Source organism: Methylococcus mesophilus (genome assembly GCF_026247885.1).
Taxonomy (GTDB): domain Bacteria; phylum Pseudomonadota; class Gammaproteobacteria; order Methylococcales; family Methylococcaceae; genus Methylococcus; species Methylococcus mesophilus.
The window spans coordinates 1,943,642-1,965,091 of sequence record NZ_CP110921.1; the positions used below are offsets into that span (position 1 = coordinate 1,943,642).

The window sequence follows — 21,450 nt, forward strand, 5'->3', positions numbered from 1 at the left end:
GGTGGCGTGGATGACGACGCCATGAACGCGCTGTTCCGAACACAAGCCAAGCAAAATCCACAGCCATTCGAAGCGGCCGATGGGACTCTCGATCCGCGCCTACGCCCGCCACCGCGGCGTCACCGACACCGCCGTGCACAAGGCCATCCGGACCGGCCGCATCACGCCCGAAGCCGATGGGAGCATCGATCCGGACAAGGCCGATCGGGAATGGGCCAGGAATTCGGATGCGCCGAAGGCCGGGACGCGTCAACCCGCGGTACGGGTTGCGGTGCCCGACGCCTCCCACGACAGCGGGCCGTCCATGCCCGCCGGCGGCACCTCGCTGCTGCAGGCCCGAACGGTCAACGAGGTGGTCAAGGCCCAGACCAACAAGGTCCGCCTGGCCAAGCTCAAGGGCGATCTGGTCGACCGCGCTGCGGCCATCGCCCAGGTGTTCACCCTGGCCCGGGCCGAGCGCGACGCCTGGCTGAACTGGCCTGCGCGGATCTCGGCGCCGCTTGCGGCGGAACTGGGTATCGATCCGCACACCCTGCACGTCGCCCTGGAGACGGCCGTGCGAGAACACCTGCAGGAACTGGGCGAACTGCGGCCCCGAATCGACTGAATGCCGAACGACGATGACGGCGCGGACGCGATTGCCCGCGCCTGGCGCGACGGGCTGACGCCGGATCCGCTGCTGACCGTGTCCGAGTGGGCCGACCGCCACCGGGTGCTGTCCAGCAAGGCATCAAGCGAACCGGGCCGCTGGCGCACCGCCCGGACGCCTTACCTGCGCGAGATCATGGACTGCCTATCGCCGGCCTCGCCGGTGGAGCGGGTGGTGTTCATGAAAGGGGCCCAACTCGGCGCGACCGAGATGGGCTCGAACTGGATCGGTTTTTGTGTCCATCACGCGCCGGGCCCGATGATGGCGGTGTGGCCGACGGTGGAGATGGCCAAGCGCAACTCCCGCCAGCGCATCGACCCGCTGATCGAGGAATCGCCGGCTTTGGCCGCGCTGATAGCGCCGGCCCGCAGCCGCGATTCCGGCAACACCATGCTGGCCAAGGAGTTCCGTGGCGGGGTCCTGGTGATGACCGGCGCCAACAGCGCGGTGGGGCTGCGATCGATGCCGGTGCGCTACCTGTTCCTGGACGAGGTCGACGGCTATCCGCCGGACGTCGAGGGCGAAGGCGATGCGATCGCCCTGGCCGAGGCCCGCACCCGCACCTTCGCCCGCCGCAAGATCTTCGTCGTCTCGACCCCGACGATCTCAGGAGCCAGCGCCATCGAGCGCGAGTACGAGGCGTCGGACCAGCGCCGCTATTTCGTGCCGTGTCCACACTGTGGCCAGTTCCAATGGCTGCGCTTCGAGCAGCTGCGCTGGGAGCGCGGGCGGCCGGAGACGGTCGGCTACGTCTGCGAAGGCTGCGAACGGCCGATTCCGGAACATCACAAGGGCGACATGCTGGCACAGGGTGAATGGCGGGCCTTGGCGCCCGAGCACGGCGCCAAGACTGCCGGTTTTCATCTGTCCTCGCTGTACAGCCCGCTAGGCTGGCGCAGCTGGCGTGACATCGCCGCGGCCTGGGACAGTGCGGTGCACCCGGTCTCGGGTGGCCCGTCCGCGATCAAGACCTTCAAGAACACCGAGCTGGGCGAGACCTGGGTCGAGGACGGCGAGACGCCGGACTGGCAACGCCTGCTGGAACGCCGCGAAGACTATACGATCGGCACGGTACCGCTCGGCGGTTTGTTGTTGGCGGGCGGCGCCGACGTGCAAAAGGATCGCATCGAGGTCTCGATCTGGGCCTTCGGCCGCGGCAAGTCCGCCTGGCTGGTGGAACACCGGGTTTTGATGGGCGATACGGGCCGGGAACCGGTATGGGCGGAGCTCGCGTCGATGCTCGAGGAACGCTGGAGCCATGCCGTCGGGGCGTTGCTGCCCTTGGCGCGTCTTGCCCTGGACACCGGCTACGCCACCCAGGAGGCCTATGCCTTCGTCCGCCGACTCAAGGATCCTCGGGTGATGGCGGTCAAGGGCGTCCCCCGCGGCGCGGCCCTGATCGGCACCCCCACCGCGGTGGACCTCACCCAGGGCGGCCGGAAACTGCGCCGCGGCATCAAGGTGTTCGCAGTGGCGGTCGGCATCGCCAAGCTGGAGTTCTACAACGCGTTGCGTAAGACCGCCGAGGTGGGCGAGGACGGCACCACCCTGGTCTATCCGCCGGGCTACATCCATCTGCCGAGGATGGACGCCGAGTACCTGCAGCAGCTCTGCGCCGAGCAGCTGGTGACCCGCCGCGACCGCCACGGCTTCGCCCGGCGCGAGTGGCAGAAGCTCAGGGAGCGCAACGAGGCGCTGGACTGCTACGTCTACGCCCGGGCCGCTGCCGCGGCCGCCGGGCTGGACCGCTACGAGGAACGACATTGGCGCGCCCTGGAGGAACAGCTCGGTGTCGGTCCGCCGCCGGATTCCGAACCGCCGTTACAACCGATCGATCCCCAGCGCCCACCGACTCCGGTGGGCGTTCCGTTTCCAGCCCGGTCGATCTTCGCGCCGGGTGATCCGCAGCCGCTGGCTGGCTTGAGACCGAAGAAAGCTTATCGATGGCCTATTCCGCAGAACACCTGCAAGCCCTGGAAACCGCCCTGGCCCGGGGCGAGCGTCGGGTGACGTTCCAGGACCGCAGTGTCGAGTACCGCTCGGTGGAGGAGCTGAAGGCAGCGATCCGCGAGGTGAAACGCGGCTTGGCGGCCCAGGTCGGACCGGTGGCCCGGCAGCTCCGCATCACCACGCGCAAGGCCACCTGATGGGCTGGTGGCAGCGGTTGCGCTTGGGGCTGTTCGGCGGACCGGCGCCGACCTACGACGGCACCGGCGGCGGCCGCCGGGCGCTGGCCTGGCAGGTCGGCAATCCGGGCGCGGTGGCGGCGCTGGCCTACAGCCAGGACGAGCTGCGGGCCAAGAGCCGCGACCAAGTGCGGCGCAACGTCTGGGCCGCCGCCGGGGTGGAGGCTTATGTGGCCAATGCCATCGGCACCGGCATCAAGCCGCAGTCGATGGCGGCCGACGTCACGGTCCGCTCCGCCATCCAGGCGCTCTGGGCCCACTGGGGCGATGACGCCGATGCGGCCGGACTGACCGATGTCTACGGGCTGCAGGCCCTGGCCTGCCGCGCCCTGGTGGAAGGCGGCGAGGCGCTGGTGCGGCTGCGCTACCGGCGGCCGGAGGATGGCTTGAGCGTAGGACTCCAGCTGCAGGTGCTGGAGCCGGAACATCTGCCCGTCGCCCTGAACCGGGAGCTGCCTTCAGGGAACGTGATCCGAGCCGGCATCGAATTCGATCGGTTGGGACGGCGGGTGGCCTATCACCTGTACCGCTCGCATCCGGAGGACGGCGCCTTGGCGCCGATGTCCGGGGCGGGCGGCTTGGACACGGTGCGGGTCGACGCCAGCGAGGTAATCCATCTGTTCCGTCCCCTGCGCCCCGGCCAGATCCGGGGCGAACCCTGGCTGGCGCGGGCGTTGGTGAAGCTGCATGAGCTGGACCAGTACGACGACGCCGAGCTGGTGCGGAAGAAGACCGCGGCGATGTTCGCCGGCTTCATCACCCGGCTGGCGCCGGAGGATCCGCTCATGGGCGAAGGACCGGCCGACGCCCAGGGGGTGGCCCTGGCGGGGCTGGAACCGGGGACCCTGCAGCTGCTGGAGCCGGGCGAGGACGTGCGCTTCAGCCAGCCGGCCGACGTCGGGGCGAGCTACGCCGAGTTCCTGCGTATGCAGTTCCGGGCGGTGGCGGCGGCCATGGGCATCACCTACGAGATGCTGACCGGCGACCTGACCCAGGTCAACTATTCCTCGATCCGCGCGGGGCTCCTGGAGTTCCGCCGCCGCTGCGAGGCGATCCAACACGGCGTCATCGTGTTCCAGCTGTGCCGGCCGGTGTGGCGGGCCTGGATGACCCAGGCGGTGCTGGAAGGGGCTCTGGAACTTCCCGGCTTCAGCCGCAGGACACGCGAGTACTTGGCGGTGAAATGGGTTCCGCAGGGCTGGCAGTGGGTCGATCCCAAGAAAGAGTTCGATGCCTTGCAGACGGCGATCCGGGCCGGCCTCCTATCGCGTTCGGAGGCGATCTCGGCCTTTGGTTACGACGCCGAAGACGTCGACCGGGAGATCGCCGCCGACAACGCCCGGGCGGATGCATTGGGGCTGGTGTTCGATTCGGACCCCCGGCATGACCGCGCTGCCGCGCCGGCCAGGGGATCGGCGCCGGCAGCCGGTGGAAACCGGGTCAGCGTTTGAGGTCGCGATAGAAATTCTCGTGCGGCCCCACGGCCTCGAGATAGACCAGGCTCAAGCCGTCATCGCGGGTGTAGCCGAGCAGGTAGAGCTGCACCTGGCTGCGGATTTTATAGACCCACAGCCGGGCCAGATCGCCTTTCTTTTTCTCACCGACGCCCGGATCGCTGGCGATCACCGCGACCGCCGCATCGACGTCGGCCGCCACTGGATCGTGCAGTTTCTTGTAGGCGCGCGCGAAACGGCGCGTCTGCAGCACCTGCCAGTTCACCGGCGGGTACGCGGTACGAACGGTGTGGCTTGCTCAGGCGACTCATTCAGCGCCATCAGGCTTTCGGCGATGAAGGAAGCCGGCAGATCCGGGTTGTCCAGCGCGGCACGCCCAACTTTGGCCCAGAACTCGATCTGCCCCTGCACGGTGCGGAACTCGGCCTTGGCCGCCGCGCGGGCTTCCTCGATCAAGGTTTCATCGATACGGACGGAGACGCTCATGATCGGTTCTCAAGTAGTTCGCCACAATTGTAGTCAGAGCGGCCGGGGTGGGCAAGGCTGATGCTTCCCCACTTGGCCGGCCGCCTGTACGGAACGCCGCTCCTCATCGCCCGACCGAAGCTCGAGGTGATCCTGGCGGTGTTGGGCGCCCGGATCGGGCTGCCGGCAGCGGATACCCCGGTGCCGGCGCCGATGCCCAGGGCTGCCGCCCAAGCCCTTCCGGGCATCGCCGTGATCCTGATCCACGGCACCCTGGTGCGACGGACGCTGGGGCTGGACGCAAATTCCGGGTTGACCTCGTATGCCGAGATCGGCGCCCAGCTCGATGCCGCGCTGCGGGATCCCGAGGTCGCCGGCATCCTGCTCGACATCGACTCGCCCGGCGGCGAATCCGGCGGGGTGTTCGAGCTGGCGGCGAAGATCCGCGCGGGCACTTCGCACAAACCGATCTGGGCCCATGCCAACGATACGGCGTTCTCGGCCGCCTATGCGATCGCCGCCGGCGCCTCGCGCGTGACCCTGGCGCAGACCGGCGGGGTCGGCTCGATCGGGGTGATCGCCCTGCACGTCGACCAGTCGGTCAAGGATGCCCGCGAGGGACTGACCTACACCGCGCTCTATGCCGGCCATCACAAGAACGACCTCAATCCGCACGCGCCGCTCTCGCCGCAGGCGGCCGCCGCGCTCCAAACGGAAGTGGACCGGCTCTACGCGATCTTCGTCCGGGATGTGGCGGTATTGCGGCAACTGCCGGAAACGGCGGTACGCGCCACCGAGGCCGGACTGTTCTTCGGCGAGGACGCCGTATCCGCAGGACTCGCCGACGGCGTGCTCGGCTTCGAGGCAGTGCTGAGCGAATTCGCCGACGCGCTGCAGGCCCAGCGCCGACTGAGCGTCATACAGGCCCACCAAACCCCGGTGATTTCAACACGAATCATGGAGAACCCCATGCTCGAAAACCCTGCCGAACCGATCGCCCCTGCCCAGTTGGGTGAGGAAACATCCAGGGATCCGAACCCCGGGCCGTCGGCCACGACGGACGGATCCGTCCCGCAGGTGGCGAGTTCCTTACCACCGTCCCCGGAAACCGGCCAAGCCGACGCCCACCATGAGGCCCGTGCCGAAGCCCAGGCCATCGCCGAGCTCTGCCTGATCGCCGGCGCGGCCTCGCGCACCGCGGAGTTCCTGGCGGCCGGCATGAGCGAGGCCCAGGTGCGGCGCGCCTTGCTGGCGGCGCGGGCCGAGACGCCCGAGATCGCTTCCCGCATCCAGGTCGATGCGGGAACCTCGGTTCGGCCCGAGGCGAGCCCGGTGGTCGCCGCCGTCCAGAAACTCATCGCCCGGAGCTGAGCCATGCCCAAGCTGCGCGAACCCAAGAACCTCGGCGATCTCTTGAAGTACGAGGCGCCCAACCGCTATTCCCGCGACCTCGCCCCGGTGGCCCTGGGCCAGAAGCTGGCACTGGGGGCAGTGGTGGCGCGTGAGCCGGCCGGCGCTCGGCTGCAGGCGCTCGATCCCGCCGCGACGGATAGCTTGGCCCAGGCGGTGGGGGTGCTGATCGAAGCGGTCGATGCCACCGCGGCCGAAGTCCCGCAGGCCCTGCTGCTTGCCCGCCATGCCATCGTGTCCGACCCGTCCCTGGCGTGGCCGGCCGGCATCACCCCGGCCCAGAAGACCACCGCGATCGCCCAGTTGCAAGCGCTGGGCATCCTCGTCCGCACCGGAGCCTGATCATGCAGAACCCGTTTCACAATCCCGCCTTTTCGATGGCGGCGCTGACGGCCGCCATCAACATCATTCCCAATCGCTACGGCCGGCTGGAGGATCTGAACCTGATGCCGGTGAAACCGGTGCGGCAGCGCCAGATCCTGGTCGAGGAGCGCAACGGCGTGCTGAACCTGTTGCCGACCCTGCCACCGGGGGCGCCGGGCACGGTGGGCGTCCGCGGCAAGCGCACCCTGCGCTCGTTCGTGATTCCGCACATCCCCCACGACGACGTGGTGCTGCCGGAGGAGGTCCAGGGCATCCGTGCCTTCGGCTCGGAGACCGAGCTGGAGGCGGTGGCCGGGGTGATGGCGCGCCATCTGGAGACCATGCGCAACAAGCATGCGATCACCCTGGAGCATCTGCGTATGGGCGCGCTCAAGGGAGTGATCCTGGATGCCGACGGCTCGGTGCTGTACGACCTCTACGACGAGTTCGACATCCCGCCGAAGACGGTCGGGTTTCAGCTGGGCACGGCCACCACCGACGTCAAGGCGCGATGCATGGAGGTGCTGGCCCACATCGAGGACAGCCTGCTGGGCGAGTTCATGACCGAGGTGCATTGCCTGTGCTCGCCGGAGTTCCTCGCTGCGCTGACCGGGCACAAGGACGTCAAGACGGCCTTCACCCACTGGCAACAAGGCGCGATCCTCATCAACGACGTGCGCCGCGGCTTCACCTTCGGCGGCATCACCTTCGAGGAGTACCGCGGCCGCGCCACCGACGTGCACGGGGTGACCCGGCGCTTCATCGCCGCCGGCGAGGCCCATGCCTTCCCGCTGGGCACCGTCGATACCTTCGCCACCTATGTCGCCCCGGCCGATTTCAACGAAACGGTGAACACCTTGGGCCAGCCGCTCTATGCCAAGCAGGCCCCGCGCCAGTTCGACCGCGGCACCGATCTCCACACCCAGTCCAACCCGCTGCCGATGTGCCACCGGCCGGGGCTGCTGGTCAAGCTGACGGTCTAGGGATGGACCTCGATGCGGTCAATGCGGTGTGCCTGTCGACCTTCGGCGAGACGGTGATCCTGTGGCCGGACCGGACCGATCCGCCGCCGGTACACCTGACGGGGATCGTCTCGGTCCCGGCCGGACTGGAACGCCCGGGGCCGATGGGCGCGCCCCGTCCCGAGGCGGACCCGCGACTGACCGTGCGGAGTGCGGACCTGCCTGCGGTTCGCATGGGCGATCCCCTGAAGCTGCGTGGCCTCCCCTACGGCATCGCCTCCCGCCTCGATCGCCTGGACGGCCTGACCACCTTGATCCTGCGGCCCCGATGAACGCCCCGCCGAAGAAGCTCCTGCTGGTGTCGCCCCACGGCAATGGCGATGAGGTCCGGCTGGCCCTGCAGATCATCCTGGTGACGATCTGGTCGGGGCTGGTGGCCCAGCTCAATCGATGGCGGCGCCATCCCCGGCCGTGGCGGCCGTGCCTGTGGTGCCTGCTGGTCGACGTCGTGTCCTGCAGCCTGGTCGGCTTCTCGGTGTGGCTGCTGGCCGAGCGGGAGGGCCTGGGCTACTACGAGAGCCTGTGGGCGGCGATCGTCGCCGGGCATCTCGGGGCGCGCTGGTTCGGTTTGCTGATCCATTCGAGTCGGGGCTAGGCAACAGGCATGAGTCTCGGCTTGCGCGTGCAGCTGCACGGCGATACCGCTCAGGATTTGCGCCGCTTGCCGGCGGTGCTGCGCAAAGCGTCCCGCCGGGCGGTGGGCCAGACCGCGCGGGAGACCCGCGAGGCGATGGTCCGAGCGATCGGAGCGACCTACGGCATTCCGCTGAGGGCGCTGCGCTCGCGCCGGGTGCAGGCGTATCTGCGGCTGGCAGGAGTCCGCGCCCGGGTCTGGACCGGCCACGCCCCGATCAAGGCCGCCTATGTCGGCCGCCTGCGCCAGGAGGAGTGGGGCAGCAGCGCCGGGGCCTATCTCTTTCCCGGCAGCTTCGTCGCCCGGATGCCCAGCGGCCATCGCGGTGTGTTCCACCGGGCAGGCCACGCATCGTTACCGATTATCGAGGACGTGGTGGCCTTGCCCAAGGTGCCGGCCCTGGCCGAGGCGCTGGCGACCCGGGCCACGCTGCGGCTGGCCGCGCTGATCCGCGAAATGACGCAGGACGCGCTGCCGCGATGATCACCAGCATGTTCGAGATCGAGCCGGCGCTGATCCTACGCCTGCGCGACACCCTGCCGGAGTTCGTCACGGTGGACAGCGTCGGCGTCCTGGCCGGGGTGCAGAACCTGGAGCCGCTCTGTCCGGCCGCCCTGGTGCTGCCCTTGGGCTTCGCCGGGCCGGTCGGGACGCCGCCGCCCAACGTTTTCCTGGCCGAGCGCCAGCGCTGGCAGATTACGGTGTGTGTCGCCCACGCTCCGCCGGCCAGCACCGTGGTGACGGGCGGCGAATACGTGCTGCGGATTCTGCGTGCGCTGGAGCACTGGTCCCCGCAACCGGGCTGGGGCCGGCTGAAGCACGTCGGCCTGGACGACCCCTGGTTCGATCTCGGCCATGTCGAGTTCTCCCTGGTGTTCGAGGTGCGTCCGCTGCCGCTGGACACCGGGACCCCGTGACGCCCGGTCGGCGTCAATCTTCCTTTCCTTTAATCCATCCATTTTTCTAAGGAGTTGACACATGACTACGACCGCCATGCTTTTGACCGGCACCATCAAGGGCGCCGTTGGCGCCGGTGCCCCGGTGGACCTGGGCAATGCCGCCCTGGACCTCAGCATCGAGGAGGACACCAAGGAACTGGCCGATTACCAGAACCCGGGCGGCGGCTCGATCGCGTCCTTGAGCCGCATCAAGTCGGTCACGCTGAAACTGAAGTTGTGGTCGATCAGCAAGGAGAACCTGGCGCTGGCCACCCGCGGCACGGTGAGCGGCAACAGCATCGAGGCGCTGACCCAGACCGCGGAGGACTGGCACATCACTTTCGACGGCGTCAACGAGGTCAACGGCGATGCCGTGGCCTACGACTTCTACAAGGTGAAGTTCTCGCCGGCCAGCAGCCTGCCCGGCCCCGGTACGGAGGATTTCGCCGTGCTGGAGCTGACCGGCAAGGTCCTGAAGGACACCAGCAAGACCGGTGCGGGCGTCAGCCAGTACTTCAAGGCCACCATCACCCCGGCGGTGTAGTCCCCCATGGCAGAGCTCGACACCACGAACCCGAAAGGACTCCGGCAGGAGCGCACCATCGAGGCCGGCGGCCGCAAGGTCGTGGTGCGCGAGCTGACCGTGGGCGAGGTCCGGGCCTGGCTGAAGGACGCCAACGCCGAATTGGATCGCAACGACCTGGTGGCGCTGGCGCTGTTCGCGGACATCACCCTGGACGATCTGACCCGATTCTCGGACCTCTCCCGGGCCGAGCTCGATGCCATGCTGCCGTCGGAGCTGGACAAGGTGCGGGAGGCGGCCAAGAGCCTGAACCCGCATTTTTTCGGGCTCCGCGAACGCCTGGCCAACGCGGCCCAGGCGGCCGCTACGGCGCCGCCGGCAACCTAGAGAATTTGGAGATGACGGCGCTGGCGCTGATCGAGCGCGGCCACGCCGGCGTCTGGCATTACCCCTGGCGGCTGTTCCTGCAGGCGCGTTTGATGCGGCGACGCTAGGCCCATGACGACTTTCAAGACGGTCATCGAGATCGCGGCGAACACGGCCGCGGCCGAGAAGGGGCTCGGCAACGTCGCGGCGCAGGTCGACCGGTTGACGGGATCGCTCCGGCGCATCGGGCAGTATACCGTCGGCGCGTTCGGGGCCGCCGAAGCCCTGCAGGCTGCCCGCGATCTGGGCAAACTCTCCGACCAGTACCGCAACCTCGAAGGCCGGGTCAAGCTTGCCGCCGGTTCCCAATCCCAGTTCACCGAGGCGCAGCGGGCGCTGTTCGCCATCGCCCAGAACAACGCGCAAGCCCTGAACGGCGTCTCTCAATTGTATTCCCGCATCGCCAAGGGCGCCGGGGAAATGGGCGTGTCGCAGCAACAAGTGCTGAGCATCATCGACTCGGTCGCCAAATCCTTCCGGATTTCCGGCGCCTCGGCGGAAGAGGCCTCGGGCGCCACCCTGCAGTTCTCCCAGGCGCTGGCCTCCGGCGTGCTGCGCGGCGACGAATTCAACTCGATCATGGAGCAATCGCCGCGGCTGGCCCAGGCCATCGCCGACGGACTCGACGTGCCGATCGGCAAGCTACGCGCCATGGCCGAAGCCGGCGAACTGACGACTCAGAAGGTTGTCGGCGCGCTGCAAAAGGCTAAGGCCAGCATCGACGCCGATGCCGCCGGGCTGCCCGATACCATCGAGCAGGCCATGGTGCGCTGGGACAACGCCGCGCTGAAGTTCGTCGGCACCTCGCCCGAGATCACCCGCGCGGCCGAGACCATCGCCGCCGCGATCAATACCGCGGCGGGCAACATCGACACGATCGCCAACGGGGTCGAGATAGCGGGATCGTTGTTGGTCGCGGTGCTGGCGGGCAAAGGTACGGCCGCCGTGGCGGCCTTCGCCGGGAGCCAGGCCCGGCTGGTGCAAGCGAATCTGGCGGCGGCGACCGCAGCGCGGAACCACGCCCTCAATGAGGAATACAACGCCCGTGCCATGCTGGCTTCCGCCGAAGCTGCAGTAGCGAACGCCTCCGGCATGGCGCGGTTGGCCGCGGTCGAAACAGCGCTGGTGCCGGCATCGCAGCGCCTGGCCGTCGCCCAGGCGGAAGTGGCGGCCAGCGCCGGACCGCTCAAGATTGCACTGGGTGGTCTGGCCTCCTTCCTCGGCGGTCCTACCGGTATCGCAGTGTTGCTGCTGACGGCGGTGTCCGCCTGGCATCTATTCGGCAGCGCCGCAGAATCGGAACTGGAGCGCGTAATCCGGAAGCGCCGAGAACTCGCCAAGGAAACCGGCAAGGACACCCGCGGCAAGTCCGAAACCGATCTGAGCCTGCTCCAGGACGAAGCCGCGGTGAAGAAGCAGGAAGCCGTGGTCGCCCGGTTGGCGGCTCGTTACAAGGAGGTGGGCCAGGCGGCGGACCAGGCGTTCATGGGCGGCAAGCTCGGGCGGGAGCTGGTAGGCGAAACCGCGCTGCTCCGAGAAATGCAGGCCGAGCTGGTCAAGCGCAAGCAGGCCGCGACCGACAGTGGCGATGCGCTGAAGGCCAAGGAAAAACAGGTCCAGCAGAGCCTCAATGACACCAAGTACGCCCTCAAGGACGCCACTACCCAGGCCGAGACCTACTACAAGCGCCGGGTCGATGCGATCGATGCCATAGAACAGACCGGCATCACGCGGATCATCCAGACCCCGCCGACGCAGCCCGTCCCCGGCGAGTCCAGCACCTTAGGGAGCACGGCCCAGCCCAACAACAAGGCCAAGACCGAGCTGGAGCAGGCCCAGGCCGTGTTTAGGCTCCAGCAGCAGGCAGAACAGGCCCGGCTGACTGCGGCGCGGGACTACGCCAATCAGCGCCTCGCTCTGGTAGATCAGGTCTACGGCAGGGAAATCGCCAAGTACAAGGACGGGGAAGACAAGAAGACCGCGCTGGAGCGTGAATCGCTGCAAGCCCGCCGGGCGATCTACACCGAGCTGGAAGCGGCCTACACGGCCAGCATCGACAAGCTGGTCGCTCAAGAGCGCAGGCTGCGGGATGAGGCGGTCGCCGCAGCGAAGGCGCGCCAGGACATCGAGCTGGAAACCGCGCAAGCGGTCAAAAGCATGGCGCAGGGCGCGGCCTCGACCGAGGAGGCGGCACGTGCGCAGTACCTGGAACTGCAAAGGCTGATTGCCGAACAGCAAAGCGCGCTCGCCGCCGGCAACCTGGACCTTTCCAAACAGGCCGGCAATCAGGCGAAGGGGATCGCCGAGGCGCTGGGCCAGCAGATTGCCTCCGCGCTGCGGGACGTGAAGCAGAAGATCGCCGAACAGGGCAAAACGGCGGATGCCGCCAACCCGCCCATCGACCACCAGGGAAACTGGTGGGACCAGGAATTCGGCGCGGCCGCCAAGGATCAGAGCGGCCAGTTTATCCGCAATGCTCCGGCCCAGCCCGAACCGCTCAAGCCCGACCTCGGCACGCAGCAGGATTTGCAGAAGCTGATCCAACTGCGCCAGGAGATCGGCCAGCTGCTGGCCGATGCCGAGACCAAGACCGGGCAGACCGCAACGCATCAGGCCGAGCAGACCGCCCAGCAAATCCAGACCGCCATGCAGTCCGCGCAAAGCGTGGGGGCCGAGATCGACAAGATCGACCAGCAGCTCCGACACGGCTTCAACCTGGACATCAAGGCCGATCCTGCCGCGCTGCAAGCCCTGCAAACCCAACTCGCCGAGCTGCTACGGCCCGAGACCAAGATCATCAACATCAAGGTGGTCAAGGACGGCAACTCGATCACCGCAACGCCCGACGGCTCCGCCCTCCCCGATACCGGCCTGACCGTGCCCGGCTACCGCCGCGGCGGCTGGATCAAGGGCTACGGCGGAGGCGACCGCATCCCCGCCCTGTTGGAGGAAGGCGAATTCGTGCTGCGCAAGGAGGCGGTGCGCAAGCTCGGCCTCGACAAGCTGTACGCCCTCAACAACTTAGCCCTCCCCCGTTTCAGCATCGGCGGCTACGTGGCGCAAGCACTGCCGGCGTTCGATGCGTCGCTCACGCGCTCCAGTGACGGCGGCCAGCCGGTGCATATCCATCTGCCCGGCATACCGGGTTCGTTCCCCCTCAACGGCGACCCGCAAGTGGTGGCGGCGCTTAAGCGCGAGGTGGCACGGGCGGCGCTGAAGCACGGGCGGATCGTGCGATGAGTTTCCCAACCGACAGGAGCAATACCCGATGAATCCGATCTTACGCTGGGCGCTCTGGCTTGTAGTGCAGGCCGTCTCCGGCATCACCAAGGAGCAATGGGGCCTGATCCAGGACAAGGTGGCGGCTCTGGAAACCCGGACGATCAAAGGGATCGTCGACAAGACCACGCTGAACGACATCAAGAAGAAGGAGGCGGCAGCCTACATCGGCACCTTCGTCAGCGGTGTCCGAACCAACGTCGTCCATTTCCTCATCGAGGCCGCGCTGTGGTTCGTGCGGTCGTTCGGCGTGAAAGCGCCCTGACGTGCATAAAAACACGGTGAATTTCGACAGGAGGGCGGCGATATGTTCGAAAAAGTGAAATATCTGTACGAGTGCATGCAGGCCGGCAAGAGCCTGCAGAACCCACGGCTATGGAGCCAGCGCGCGAGCCTGATCGCGGTCCTGACTGCGCTGCTGACCGCCGGCGTGGGGCTGGCTCGCGCGTTCGGCTACGACGTGGACGCCACAGGCACGGACATCGCGGCAGTGGCCCAGGGCCTCGGTGTGCTGGGCGTCATCGTGGTCGATGTGATCCACCGGGCCAGCAACAAGGAGGCGGGAAAGCGATGAGGCGCACGAAGGCGGCGACCATGTCGGTTTCTGCGTTGATCGTCGGCATGATTGCCCTGCATGAAGGCTACCGGGGCGAAGCCTACGACGACGGAGTCGGGGTCCAGACGATCGGCTTCGGTTCGACGGCGGGCGTGAAGCGCGGCGACCGGACCGATCCGGTGCGGGCGGTGCAGCGGCTGGCCGCCGACGCAACCCGGGTGTCCCAGGCGGTAGCGCGCTGCGTGGGCGAAGTGCCGCTGTATCAGCACGAGTTCGACGCCTACGTCTCGCTGACCTACAACATCGGCGTGAATGCGTTCTGCGGATCGACCCTGGTCAAACGGCTGCGCTCCACACCGCCCGGCTATGCTGAGGCCTGCCGCGAAATCCTGCGCTGGAACAAGGCCGGCGGACGCATTCAAAAAGGGCTGGTGCGGCGCCGGGAGGCGGAATATGCGCTGTGCGTCGGCACCGCCCAGGGCGGCTAGGCATGATCGTACTGACGCTGCGGGAAATCACCTTGTCGACGGTCGCCGTGCTGGTTTTCCCTTCGGCTCCGCTCAGGACAGGCGGCGGATTGGCCGGGGTGCTGCTGGGGTGAGTCTCGTGCTGACACTGTCAGGCTGCTGCTCGCTGGAGCCGTGGGTGACGCTGGCGCCGCGGGCGTGCGCGTGGCCGGTGCGCCTTTCTGGTCTTGTCGCCGGCGTCGATGAAGTCGGCCTGGCCTTGCGCTGCGACGAGCTGGAGCCCGATGAACAGTGAGCGATCTCCGCGACACGGCATTCAAGCTCGGCGGCGTGGTGGTGCCGCTGTACGCCCGGCTGGAATGGTCGCAGACCTACCGTTGGCTTCAAGGGGCCACCACCCACCGGATGTGGTCCGGCCGCTCGGTGAAGCAGCAGACCTGGCGCAAGCTCACGACCGAAATCAGCGGAGGCGGCTGGGTTCCTCCGGGGCTGTCGGCGCTGGACTACTCGCAGCCGCTGGTGCTGGCCTGTGCCGCGCCCCTGTCCGTCGTCGGCGGCGGATCGCCCCCGGTTCCGGTGCGGACGGAGCCCGATTTCGCCACGGTGACGATCGACGTCGACGGCGTGGCCATCACCTACTACTACCCGAAGATCACTGTCTACTGCGAGCCCCCCGAGCAGCAGTTGGACGGGGTGAGCGGGAATTATTCGTGGCGCCTGAACGCCGAAATGGTCGATCCCCTAGGAGCATGACATGCTGAATCTCGCCGGGCTCAATGGCGTCAAGGCCATGGTGACGGACGCCTTGGTAGCGCCGTCGGATTTCACGATGAACGTCAGCGCACTGGGTGCGCCCTGGGTTTTGCCGCCGGTGCTGGCCAGCGGCGAATACTACTACCTGACGATCATCGATCAGGATTACCCGACGAAGTGGGAGCGGGTGAAAGTCACCGCCTGCCAGGGGATGGGGGCCAATTGCCTGCTGGCGATCACCCGCAACGTCGCCAGTTCCACCGGGGTGGCTCAGACCTTCACCCAAGGGGCCTTCGTCCAATGGTCGCCGGGGGTGGAGGAGATGGAGTCGCGCTGGCGGATGATCCTGTCGGCGTCGATGACCGGGACCAACACGATGACCAGCACCCGGTTCGTGGCGCCGTTTTCGGGCAGCACCACAGGGTCCATGGGCACGGCGTACTGGATCAATCGTACCGGCAAGACCCTCCGGCTCTCCAATCTCGTCGCCGCGCTCTCGACCGGTTCGAGTTTCAGCGGTGACAGCATCGTGGTCTCGGTGGAAGCGGGCTCGACGGCGCCGACGTCCCCGTCCGCTTTGCAAGTGGTGGTATCGCCCGGCGACTATGGCTTCAAGTCGAATAACGTCAACACGGTGACCGTGGGGCCTGACAGCCTGGTCTGCTTCATGCTCAGCCGATCCAACACAGGCGCTGCGGTATCCGGCGGCTTTCAACTCGCCAACGTCAGCGTGCTGGCCGAGGAGTTGTAATGACGCTCCCCGTCGGCGGCGTTACCGGCATCGGCGGTGTTGCGGCGGGGCCGGATGTCGGCGAGCGGTATGCGCTTACCGCGGTACTGGAACAAGCGGTTTTCTCCGTTTACGGCCTCGGGACCGGTATCACCCAGGCTGTCGTCGACATCGACGCCTACGACGTCTTTTGTGTCATCGATCAGCCGGTCTTCGAACGCTTCGGTCTGAGCGCCGCCGTCGAGCAGACGCTGCTCGACGTCTATGGCATGACGGCGCCGCTCCGGTTCGAGGTCTTGGCGGTGGCCGGCAACTCGGCTTCGATCCAGCAAGTCCAGTTCTCGATCTCATCGCTTGCGGCCCCCCTACAGCAGAGCATCTTCTTCAAACCCTACCGCCGCGCTGCATGGATCACGCAGTGGATTGGCGAGGTCTACGGTGTCGTCGCACCGATCACTTGTACGGTGGACCACCTGCCGTTCGACCTGGCGGCGCAGGTCGAGCTGGCCGTATACGAAGTTGTTGCGGCCCTGAACGTCCCGTTCCGTCACACCGTGTTCGATGCCCAAGCCGTCGCCGGCGGGGCCTTCGTGGCCCAAGCGATGGCCGCCAGCGCCGACATTACCTCCTGGGCGGTACTGGTCAACATCGGCAACGCGGCCGGCGACGGAGAGCCGCTGAATGCCGGGACCGGGGCGGTGATGGGCGCGCTGCTGGGTAGGCTGACCGGGCAGATGACGGTGGATGCGGAAGAGGGCGCGGCCCGGATCGCCGAATTCAGCGTGCTGCCGGAGCCAGGTCCGATCAGCATCAACGCGCTGACCGGCTTGCCGATCACGATCTACCTGGTGGCGGGGACGACGCACCTGCCGATCTTCCAGGGCATCCTGGATATTCCCGGCTGGGACCCGGTGCAGGGCGTGCTGCAACTGTCCTGCACCGACAATCTGCAGAACCGCTTCGACGGCATCAAGCGCAAGGACATCGCCGCCATCATCGGCGGCTATTGGTCCGAGTACGTGTTCGACAAGAAGGCCGACGAGTGGCAATACCTGCAAGACCGGCTGTCGACGCTGCCGGCCAGCTACGACCTCGACCTGAATCTACAGGGTGTCGTCACCCCCTGGCGGGCCAAGACGGCCCCCGACTTCACCTTCACCCGCGATGCGGTGATCGAGCACAGCATCCGCATCGACATGGCCTCGGCGCGGCAGCTGGTGAACACCATCGAGGTGAAGATGCAGTACCGCTACGAGCGGCTGATGCAGCGCAACGTCGGCATTTTCTGGGAAATGGACATGCACGAGCTGGTGGCCGGCGGTGCCGCGCCCTCGGTGGAAACGGTGTTCCAGGCCGTCGACGGCACCGGCTGGGCCTGCTACGGCCTGACGATGAAGGCGGTGCCCACCGGATCGTTCGAAGGCGTGGGGCTGCTCGGCGATATACCGCGCTACAGCCTGACGGCGGGTATGCAATGTGCGCTGGCGCAGCGCTGGACCCAGACCGTCACCGAGGACTGGAGCGTGACGGTGGACGCGCCAGATTCGATCAAGATCATCGGCAAACGCAAGGGCAGCACCACGGCGAATTTCGATTCGAATGCCGACAAAGACCCGCGCTACACCCATTGGGACCGGATCACGGAAAAGGAAATCAAGCTCACCCTGATCGGCCAGGACATGGTATCGCCGATTGCGGGCGACTCCTCGTTCATCCCTTACCACCCGCTGAACATCAAGCAGTACACCGTCGCAGTGCCGGACAGCGCAAAGCGGCTGCCGTCCCAAGACCCGGCGGCGAATCCCCAGGGCGATCTGTACTACGACCTGGACGACGGTGCCCAGGACAACCGCACCGGGCTCTCCAACGGCTATATGACGGGCATCGCCCGTGCCCAGCGCGACATCCTGTCCTCGCACCGCCAAACCACGCTGAGCTTCACCGGCCTGATCGCGCCGCTGCTCGACCGGATGCATACGGTGCGCATGCTGTCTGCGCGGCTGACCGCCAAGGGCAAGGTAAGGCGGGTCACGCACCATCTCGACTTCGATGCCGGTTCGGCGCTGACCGAAGTCGCCATCGCCGTGTCGAAATCCTACGGGATAGGCATGGTCGACACGCCCTACGACCTGCAAGCCCCGGCCAAGCCGGCGGTCGTGCAGCCGCCATTGAAATATCCGATGGAGCGCCCCTCGGCGACCTACGACAGCGGCACCGGCGAATTCATCGTGACGGTGCCAGGCGTGGCCCAGGAGCACATCGACGCCACCCACTCGGCTCCGGCCGACCATGTGAGCATTTTCATCCCCGACGACGAACTACTTTTGGAGGCCTAAAACCATGTCCTCGTTCAAACTGTACACCGATGCCGCCCTGACCACCCCGCTGACGGGCAGCCTGGTGGCCGCCCAGAATGCCGACGGCTCCACTCCGGCCATTCAGTTCTCCCTATACCTCGGTTCGACCACCGCCAGCCGGATGATCCAGGCCAACGCCAATCCCGGTGTGGATCAGATTCAGGCCACCGTGGTGGACGCTGGCGCCGGTAGCGGGCACGACGTGAGCGAAGTGAAATTGGCGGCGACTCAAGCCGGCCTGGCGTCGGCAGTCGGCGGCGCCGCGCTGGACCTGGGCACTTCCATCCTGTCGGGCGCGGCCAACGCCAAGCCGATCTGGATCGAGGTGAACGACGCCACCCACGTGGTCGGCACCGCCACGGAACTGTCGGTGGTGATCGCCGACGTGCGGGAAACGGCGATCGTGTAATGACAGTTCAAAAGTTCTTCGTCAACGACATCAACGCCATCGTCGATGCGGTGCGGAGCAGCGGCGAAGATTTGCCCGAACCGGCGGCCAAACCGGGCATCGGCGCCCGCACCGGGGTGGGCGCGCCCAAGCGCGGAGGCGGCATCGCCTCCCCCCTCACCGAGACGACGGCGCCGAACGCAAAGGGCGAGTTTTGGGCGGATCGGGAGTATTACCCGGCTCGGGATATGGAAACCACCGACGGCGAGTTCGTCATCAAGTACGCCGCCATCAAGACGTTGAAATTCACAGATGCCAACGGCGAGGCAGTCGAGTTCCATTTCGCCGAACCGGATCCGGATAAAGCGCTGGGGACGACGGCATGAAAACGATCGCGCGGCAGAGTGACCCGTTCGACCTGGTGCGGATCGTCGATATCCAGGCCTGCGGGCTGCTGTGCACGCCGACCGCCGGCAACTATCCGGACGGCTGGGGCGAGCCGTTCAAGGATGCTCAGGACCAACCGATCCACCCGCCGCTGGGCACTTACGCCCCAGCGTCGGGAGCCATCGGCGTTGAGCTGTCGGCCGAGACCGACCCCAAAAAGCCCAAGGCCCTGCAGGTCAAGCGGCGCGCTTCCGGCCGCAAGGTCGGCAATTGCCTGGTTGAGCGCAAGATCGGTAAGCGCTGGATTCGGGTGTCGTTCGACGGGCCGTTCAACCGGGTGTTCGTCGATAACGACCTGCAGCCCTACGGCTGGGATGTGGGCACGGACCGCTACTCCGAGGAACCCTGGAGCAATTACATCTATCTCCGCGGAAAACGGTTGTATATCGACGCCAAGAAAAACGTTTACGACTCGGATTTCTTCGGCAGGATCGTGGGAGTCGGCATCCGCGACGAGAACACCCTGGTACTGGCGGCCATCCATCGCAACGAAATCGCCTTCGCCCCCCTCGATATCTCGAAACCTTATGCCGACGGTCAAACCGTGTCGGTGACGTATTACAAGCTGACGCCTCAGGTCCAGGATCTGCCGGGTTATACCTTCTACCCCGGTTTCACGGTCAAGCCCACGCCGCCGGGCTTCGTTTTTCACGGCCCCATTTATCCGCAGATCGATACGCCGTTTGAATTCAATTCGGATTGCACGCAGGCCTCCTGCATTGCCAAAAGCTATCGCTTCCCTGACACCAGCATGTATGTGGCGCGGCGGCACTGGCGCATTGCGAACGGCTATAAATCCGAGGAGGAAGGCGACGTCGATTCCGAGTTCAGCGACGGCGTGCCCTACAACTGGGCGAATAGCGACCTGGCCGACGACGTGGAAGCGGTCATCACGTTCCTGAACGAATCCCCCATGGAGTCGGTCATCAACAAGTTGGGCGCGGCGCGGTTGAATCCCAATTTCAAACGGGTGCCGTTTTTCCAGCGCTATCTCCATGACGTGGAATTGATCTGGAGCCAGGATGACAAGAACAAGACAAATAAAAAGAAGGTGCTATCCGCCGTGCAGGGCCGGGCGACACGGGTGGATGCGCATCAAGGGGGTGAGTCGTTCTGGACGCCCAACAGCGCCCGGGTCGAAACGCTCAACCCGCACACGGCGACCGTGTCCTGGTCGACCTACAAGATATACAACACCAACCCCGATCCGGCGCAGTTGATCGCGACCGGGTCGCCCGGCGATTACGATCCGGGCCGCAATAATAATCAGCGCCACGCCGGAGAATCCTTCGTGGATTACACCATCGAGCGGGGCTACGAAAGCCATTTCGACCTGCCCGTCTACGTTTATTACGACGACGAGGACATGAAGTCCTTTATCCGATTCTTCGGGGAAGATACTTATCAATACACCGAGAAAATAAGATTTCACGCCTCTGGTGTGGTACCGGTCGGCGAGTCCGGGATGGGATCGACCGGCTACGGGGAGGAAATCTCGGGAAGCAGTATCGTCGGAATACAGTCGCACGACGGCGCCAATCAGAAGGTGTACTACTTCGGCAGCGTGGATACGGTGTATGGCGAGGACTACACCGACAATACCTGCCGCAAGGCGCGTTCGCTCAAGGTGTATGCCTCGCATCCTTATGCGGGCTACCCGGTCATGGAGCGGGTAACGATCAGGGACGGCACGGGAGAGCCGCCCCCCGGTCCGCCCTACGACACCGCGTACGGCATGAACGGCGTGCCGGGCGAGTTCTTTTTCATTTCGGAAGGGCTGATTTACGTCGAATCCGACCTGTTGGCGCGCATCATTTGGATGGACCCCCGGCAAAACAATTACCTCTTCGCCAAGTCGACGCACCAGGGCGCGTGGTATGGGACAACCGTCCAGAACAGCACGGACCCGTTTTTCGACGCGCGACTCTCGAGCATTCTGTATGGCGTGGCTCCGGGCTTGGCCTCGGGCGAGATCGTCAATATCGATACGCTGGAGAAGTTCCTGGGCGGCAAACTCATGACCGAGGTATTGCACACCGGGTGGCCGGAGACTAAGGGTGCGCTGGTGAAGTGCAAGTCGTTCAAGTCGATCGACTATGGCGGCTGTGTCACGCTGCCGGAGTCGGGGATCGCCGTGGCCTCGTACAAGGTTCCCGTCTGGCATGAAAGCGCAGACCCGCCGCAGCGGCTGCGATACCGCACGTTCAGCGCGATCTCCACCGGGCAGCAGCTGCGCGAGATGACCGGATTGAGCGCGGGCGCCCCGAACAGCTATGCCGATTTCTACGCGCCGTTGAACCTGTTTTGAGGGAGAACGGCGCTGAGAATCCCGCCCGCCTGATGCGCAAATTTGTTCGCTGGGGATGAGATCAATCCTCGCCATAGCATGGGAACCTCCGGTAA

At 66.3% G+C, this 21,450-nt stretch carries 26 protein-coding genes; 24 read left to right on the forward strand and 2 right to left on the reverse strand.

Annotated features, from left to right (window positions below):
* Positions 1 to 79 precede the first annotated feature (79 nt).
* The 4 genes from OOT43_RS09165 to OOT43_RS09180 are packed head-to-tail and all read left to right on the forward strand — an operon-like array spanning position 80 to position 4,286.
* Positions 80 to 607, forward strand: coding sequence for an elements of external origin (locus OOT43_RS09165; RefSeq protein ID WP_266024608.1), 528 nt, complete (start codon positions 80 to 82; stop codon positions 605 to 607).
* Positions 608 to 2,659, forward strand: a complete 2,052-nt coding sequence (locus OOT43_RS09170) for a phage terminase large subunit family protein (RefSeq protein ID WP_266024609.1) — start codon at positions 608 to 610, stop codon at positions 2,657 to 2,659.
* On the forward strand, positions 2,593 to 2,796 hold the full coding sequence (locus OOT43_RS09175; protein ID WP_266021452.1) for a phage head-tail joining protein: 204 nt from the start codon (positions 2,593 to 2,595) through the stop codon (positions 2,794 to 2,796). The genes OOT43_RS09170 and OOT43_RS09175 overlap by 67 nt, the downstream gene beginning before the upstream one ends.
* The gene (locus OOT43_RS09180) at positions 2,796 to 4,286 is read left to right on the forward strand and encodes a phage portal protein (RefSeq protein ID WP_266024610.1); all 1,491 of its coding nucleotides are present in this window, start codon (positions 2,796 to 2,798) and stop codon (positions 4,284 to 4,286) included. The genes OOT43_RS09175 and OOT43_RS09180 overlap by 1 nt, the downstream gene beginning before the upstream one ends.
* Here OOT43_RS09180 and OOT43_RS09185 read toward each other — a convergent pair.
* Both OOT43_RS09185 and OOT43_RS09190 read right to left on the reverse strand, forming a co-directional pair.
* Positions 4,276 to 4,554 carry a type II toxin-antitoxin system RelE/ParE family toxin gene (locus OOT43_RS09185; RefSeq protein WP_266024611.1) on the reverse strand — a complete coding sequence of 93 codons (279 nt, stop codon included), beginning with the start codon at positions 4,552 to 4,554 and terminating at the stop codon, positions 4,276 to 4,278. The genes OOT43_RS09180 and OOT43_RS09185 overlap by 11 nt on opposite strands.
* Positions 4,551 to 4,775, reverse strand: a complete 225-nt coding sequence (locus OOT43_RS09190; RefSeq protein ID WP_266024612.1) for a TA system antitoxin ParD family protein — start codon at positions 4,773 to 4,775, stop codon at positions 4,551 to 4,553. Before OOT43_RS09190 ends, OOT43_RS09185 begins: the two co-directional genes overlap by 4 nt.
* A 60-nt stretch (positions 4,776 to 4,835) precedes the next feature.
* Between OOT43_RS09190 and OOT43_RS09195 the strand changes: the two genes are divergently transcribed.
* The 20 genes from OOT43_RS09195 (at position 4,836) to OOT43_RS09290 (ending at position 21,355) form a co-directional block, all read left to right on the forward strand.
* Complete coding sequence (locus OOT43_RS09195; protein ID WP_266024613.1) at positions 4,836 to 6,125, forward strand: S49 family peptidase; 1,290 nt, start codon at positions 4,836 to 4,838, stop codon at positions 6,123 to 6,125.
* A 3-nt stretch (positions 6,126 to 6,128) separates the two neighbouring features.
* Positions 6,129 to 6,506: a head decoration protein gene (locus OOT43_RS09200; RefSeq protein WP_266024614.1), complete on the forward strand. Its 378-nt coding sequence runs from the start codon at positions 6,129 to 6,131 to the stop codon at positions 6,504 to 6,506.
* Positions 6,507 to 6,508: 2 nt separating this feature from the next.
* On the forward strand, positions 6,509 to 7,510 hold the full coding sequence (locus OOT43_RS09205) for a major capsid protein (RefSeq protein ID WP_266024615.1): 1,002 nt from the start codon (positions 6,509 to 6,511) through the stop codon (positions 7,508 to 7,510).
* Positions 7,511 to 7,512: 2 nt separating this feature from the next.
* The gene (locus OOT43_RS09210; RefSeq protein ID WP_266021445.1) at positions 7,513 to 7,821 is read left to right on the forward strand and encodes a head-tail joining protein; all 309 of its coding nucleotides are present in this window, start codon (positions 7,513 to 7,515) and stop codon (positions 7,819 to 7,821) included.
* Positions 7,818 to 8,144, forward strand: a complete 327-nt coding sequence (locus OOT43_RS09215; RefSeq protein ID WP_266021444.1) for a hypothetical protein — start codon at positions 7,818 to 7,820, stop codon at positions 8,142 to 8,144. The genes OOT43_RS09210 and OOT43_RS09215 overlap by 4 nt, the downstream gene beginning before the upstream one ends.
* A 9-nt stretch (positions 8,145 to 8,153) precedes the next feature.
* Positions 8,154 to 8,666: a phage tail protein gene (locus tag OOT43_RS09220; RefSeq protein WP_266024616.1), complete on the forward strand. Its 513-nt coding sequence runs from the start codon at positions 8,154 to 8,156 to the stop codon at positions 8,664 to 8,666.
* Positions 8,663 to 9,100, forward strand: a complete 438-nt coding sequence (locus OOT43_RS09225) for a phage tail terminator protein (protein ID WP_266024617.1) — start codon at positions 8,663 to 8,665, stop codon at positions 9,098 to 9,100. The genes OOT43_RS09220 and OOT43_RS09225 overlap by 4 nt, the downstream gene beginning before the upstream one ends.
* Before the next feature lie 61 nt (positions 9,101 to 9,161).
* Positions 9,162 to 9,665, forward strand: a complete 504-nt coding sequence (locus tag OOT43_RS09230; protein WP_266024618.1) for a hypothetical protein — start codon at positions 9,162 to 9,164, stop codon at positions 9,663 to 9,665.
* A 6-nt stretch (positions 9,666 to 9,671) separates the two neighbouring features.
* Positions 9,672 to 10,031 (forward strand): hypothetical protein, encoded by a 360-nt coding sequence (locus OOT43_RS09235; protein WP_266024620.1) that lies wholly within the window; start codon positions 9,672 to 9,674, stop codon positions 10,029 to 10,031.
* Positions 10,032 to 10,142: 111 nt separating this feature from the next.
* On the forward strand, positions 10,143 to 13,310 hold the full coding sequence (locus tag OOT43_RS09240; protein WP_266024621.1) for a tape measure protein: 3,168 nt from the start codon (positions 10,143 to 10,145) through the stop codon (positions 13,308 to 13,310).
* A 28-nt stretch (positions 13,311 to 13,338) separates the two neighbouring features.
* Positions 13,339 to 13,614: a hypothetical protein gene (locus OOT43_RS09245; RefSeq protein WP_266021438.1), complete on the forward strand. Its 276-nt coding sequence runs from the start codon at positions 13,339 to 13,341 to the stop codon at positions 13,612 to 13,614.
* A 42-nt stretch (positions 13,615 to 13,656) separates the two neighbouring features.
* Entirely contained in the window at positions 13,657 to 13,923 is a 267-nt protein-coding gene (locus tag OOT43_RS09250) for a hypothetical protein (protein ID WP_266024622.1), read from the forward strand.
* Positions 13,920 to 14,393 carry a lysozyme gene (locus OOT43_RS09255; protein ID WP_266024623.1) on the forward strand — a complete coding sequence of 158 codons (474 nt, stop codon included), beginning with the start codon at positions 13,920 to 13,922 and terminating at the stop codon, positions 14,391 to 14,393. Before OOT43_RS09250 ends, OOT43_RS09255 begins: the two co-directional genes overlap by 4 nt.
* Before the next feature lie 118 nt (positions 14,394 to 14,511).
* Positions 14,512 to 14,667, forward strand: coding sequence for a hypothetical protein (locus OOT43_RS09260; protein WP_266024624.1), 156 nt, complete (start codon positions 14,512 to 14,514; stop codon positions 14,665 to 14,667).
* Positions 14,664 to 15,125, forward strand: coding sequence for a hypothetical protein (locus OOT43_RS09265; protein ID WP_266024625.1), 462 nt, complete (start codon positions 14,664 to 14,666; stop codon positions 15,123 to 15,125). The genes OOT43_RS09260 and OOT43_RS09265 overlap by 4 nt, the downstream gene beginning before the upstream one ends.
* Before the next feature lies 1 nt (position 15,126).
* Entirely contained in the window at positions 15,127 to 15,876 is a 750-nt protein-coding gene (locus OOT43_RS09270) for a hypothetical protein (protein ID WP_266021433.1), read from the forward strand.
* Complete coding sequence (locus OOT43_RS09275; protein ID WP_266024626.1) at positions 15,876 to 18,191, forward strand: hypothetical protein; 2,316 nt, start codon at positions 15,876 to 15,878, stop codon at positions 18,189 to 18,191. Before OOT43_RS09270 ends, OOT43_RS09275 begins: the two co-directional genes overlap by 1 nt.
* Positions 18,192 to 18,195: 4 nt before the next feature.
* Positions 18,196 to 18,621 (forward strand): hypothetical protein, encoded by a 426-nt coding sequence (locus OOT43_RS09280; protein WP_266024627.1) that lies wholly within the window; start codon positions 18,196 to 18,198, stop codon positions 18,619 to 18,621.
* Positions 18,621 to 18,986, forward strand: a complete 366-nt coding sequence (locus OOT43_RS09285; RefSeq protein ID WP_266024628.1) for a hypothetical protein — start codon at positions 18,621 to 18,623, stop codon at positions 18,984 to 18,986. The genes OOT43_RS09280 and OOT43_RS09285 overlap by 1 nt, the downstream gene beginning before the upstream one ends.
* On the forward strand, positions 18,983 to 21,355 hold the full coding sequence (locus OOT43_RS09290) for a hypothetical protein (RefSeq protein ID WP_266024629.1): 2,373 nt from the start codon (positions 18,983 to 18,985) through the stop codon (positions 21,353 to 21,355). Before OOT43_RS09285 ends, OOT43_RS09290 begins: the two co-directional genes overlap by 4 nt.
* Positions 21,356 to 21,450: the final 95 nt, after the last annotated feature.

Excerpts from the sequence above, each read along its gene's own strand:
- OOT43_RS09200 (WP_266024614.1), top strand. The coding sequence starts at position 6,129 with ATGCCCAAGCTGCGCGAACCCAAGAACCTCGGCGATCTCTTGAAGTAC.
- OOT43_RS09210 (WP_266021445.1), top strand. The coding sequence starts at position 7,513 with ATGGACCTCGATGCGGTCAATGCGGTGTGCCTGTCGACCTTCGGCGAG.
- OOT43_RS09245 (WP_266021438.1), top strand. The coding sequence starts at position 13,339 with ATGAATCCGATCTTACGCTGGGCGCTCTGGCTTGTAGTGCAGGCCGTC.
- OOT43_RS09170 (WP_266024609.1), top strand. The coding sequence starts at position 608 with ATGCCGAACGACGATGACGGCGCGGACGCGATTGCCCGCGCCTGGCGC.
- OOT43_RS09190 (WP_266024612.1), bottom strand. The coding sequence starts at position 4,775 with ATGAGCGTCTCCGTCCGTATCGATGAAACCTTGATCGAGGAAGCCCGC.
- OOT43_RS09220 (WP_266024616.1), top strand. The coding sequence starts at position 8,154 with ATGAGTCTCGGCTTGCGCGTGCAGCTGCACGGCGATACCGCTCAGGAT.
- OOT43_RS09175 (WP_266021452.1), top strand. The coding sequence starts at position 2,593 with ATGGCCTATTCCGCAGAACACCTGCAAGCCCTGGAAACCGCCCTGGCC.
- OOT43_RS09230 (WP_266024618.1), top strand. The coding sequence starts at position 9,162 with ATGACTACGACCGCCATGCTTTTGACCGGCACCATCAAGGGCGCCGTT.
- OOT43_RS09215 (WP_266021444.1), top strand. The coding sequence starts at position 7,818 with ATGAACGCCCCGCCGAAGAAGCTCCTGCTGGTGTCGCCCCACGGCAAT.
- OOT43_RS09165 (WP_266024608.1), top strand. The coding sequence starts at position 80 with ATGGGACTCTCGATCCGCGCCTACGCCCGCCACCGCGGCGTCACCGAC.
- OOT43_RS09275 (WP_266024626.1), top strand. The coding sequence starts at position 15,876 with ATGACGCTCCCCGTCGGCGGCGTTACCGGCATCGGCGGTGTTGCGGCG.
- OOT43_RS09180 (WP_266024610.1), top strand. The coding sequence starts at position 2,796 with ATGGGCTGGTGGCAGCGGTTGCGCTTGGGGCTGTTCGGCGGACCGGCG.
- OOT43_RS09250 (WP_266024622.1), top strand. The coding sequence starts at position 13,657 with ATGTTCGAAAAAGTGAAATATCTGTACGAGTGCATGCAGGCCGGCAAG.
- OOT43_RS09205 (WP_266024615.1), top strand. The coding sequence starts at position 6,509 with ATGCAGAACCCGTTTCACAATCCCGCCTTTTCGATGGCGGCGCTGACG.
- OOT43_RS09240 (WP_266024621.1), top strand. The coding sequence starts at position 10,143 with ATGACGACTTTCAAGACGGTCATCGAGATCGCGGCGAACACGGCCGCG.
- OOT43_RS09270 (WP_266021433.1), top strand. The coding sequence starts at position 15,127 with ATGCTGAATCTCGCCGGGCTCAATGGCGTCAAGGCCATGGTGACGGAC.
- OOT43_RS09290 (WP_266024629.1), top strand. The coding sequence starts at position 18,983 with ATGAAAACGATCGCGCGGCAGAGTGACCCGTTCGACCTGGTGCGGATC.
- OOT43_RS09235 (WP_266024620.1), top strand. The coding sequence starts at position 9,672 with ATGGCAGAGCTCGACACCACGAACCCGAAAGGACTCCGGCAGGAGCGC.
- OOT43_RS09255 (WP_266024623.1), top strand. The coding sequence starts at position 13,920 with ATGAGGCGCACGAAGGCGGCGACCATGTCGGTTTCTGCGTTGATCGTC.
- OOT43_RS09280 (WP_266024627.1), top strand. The coding sequence starts at position 18,196 with ATGTCCTCGTTCAAACTGTACACCGATGCCGCCCTGACCACCCCGCTG.
- OOT43_RS09285 (WP_266024628.1), top strand. The coding sequence starts at position 18,621 with ATGACAGTTCAAAAGTTCTTCGTCAACGACATCAACGCCATCGTCGAT.
- OOT43_RS09225 (WP_266024617.1), top strand. The coding sequence starts at position 8,663 with ATGATCACCAGCATGTTCGAGATCGAGCCGGCGCTGATCCTACGCCTG.
- OOT43_RS09195 (WP_266024613.1), top strand. The coding sequence starts at position 4,836 with ATGCTTCCCCACTTGGCCGGCCGCCTGTACGGAACGCCGCTCCTCATC.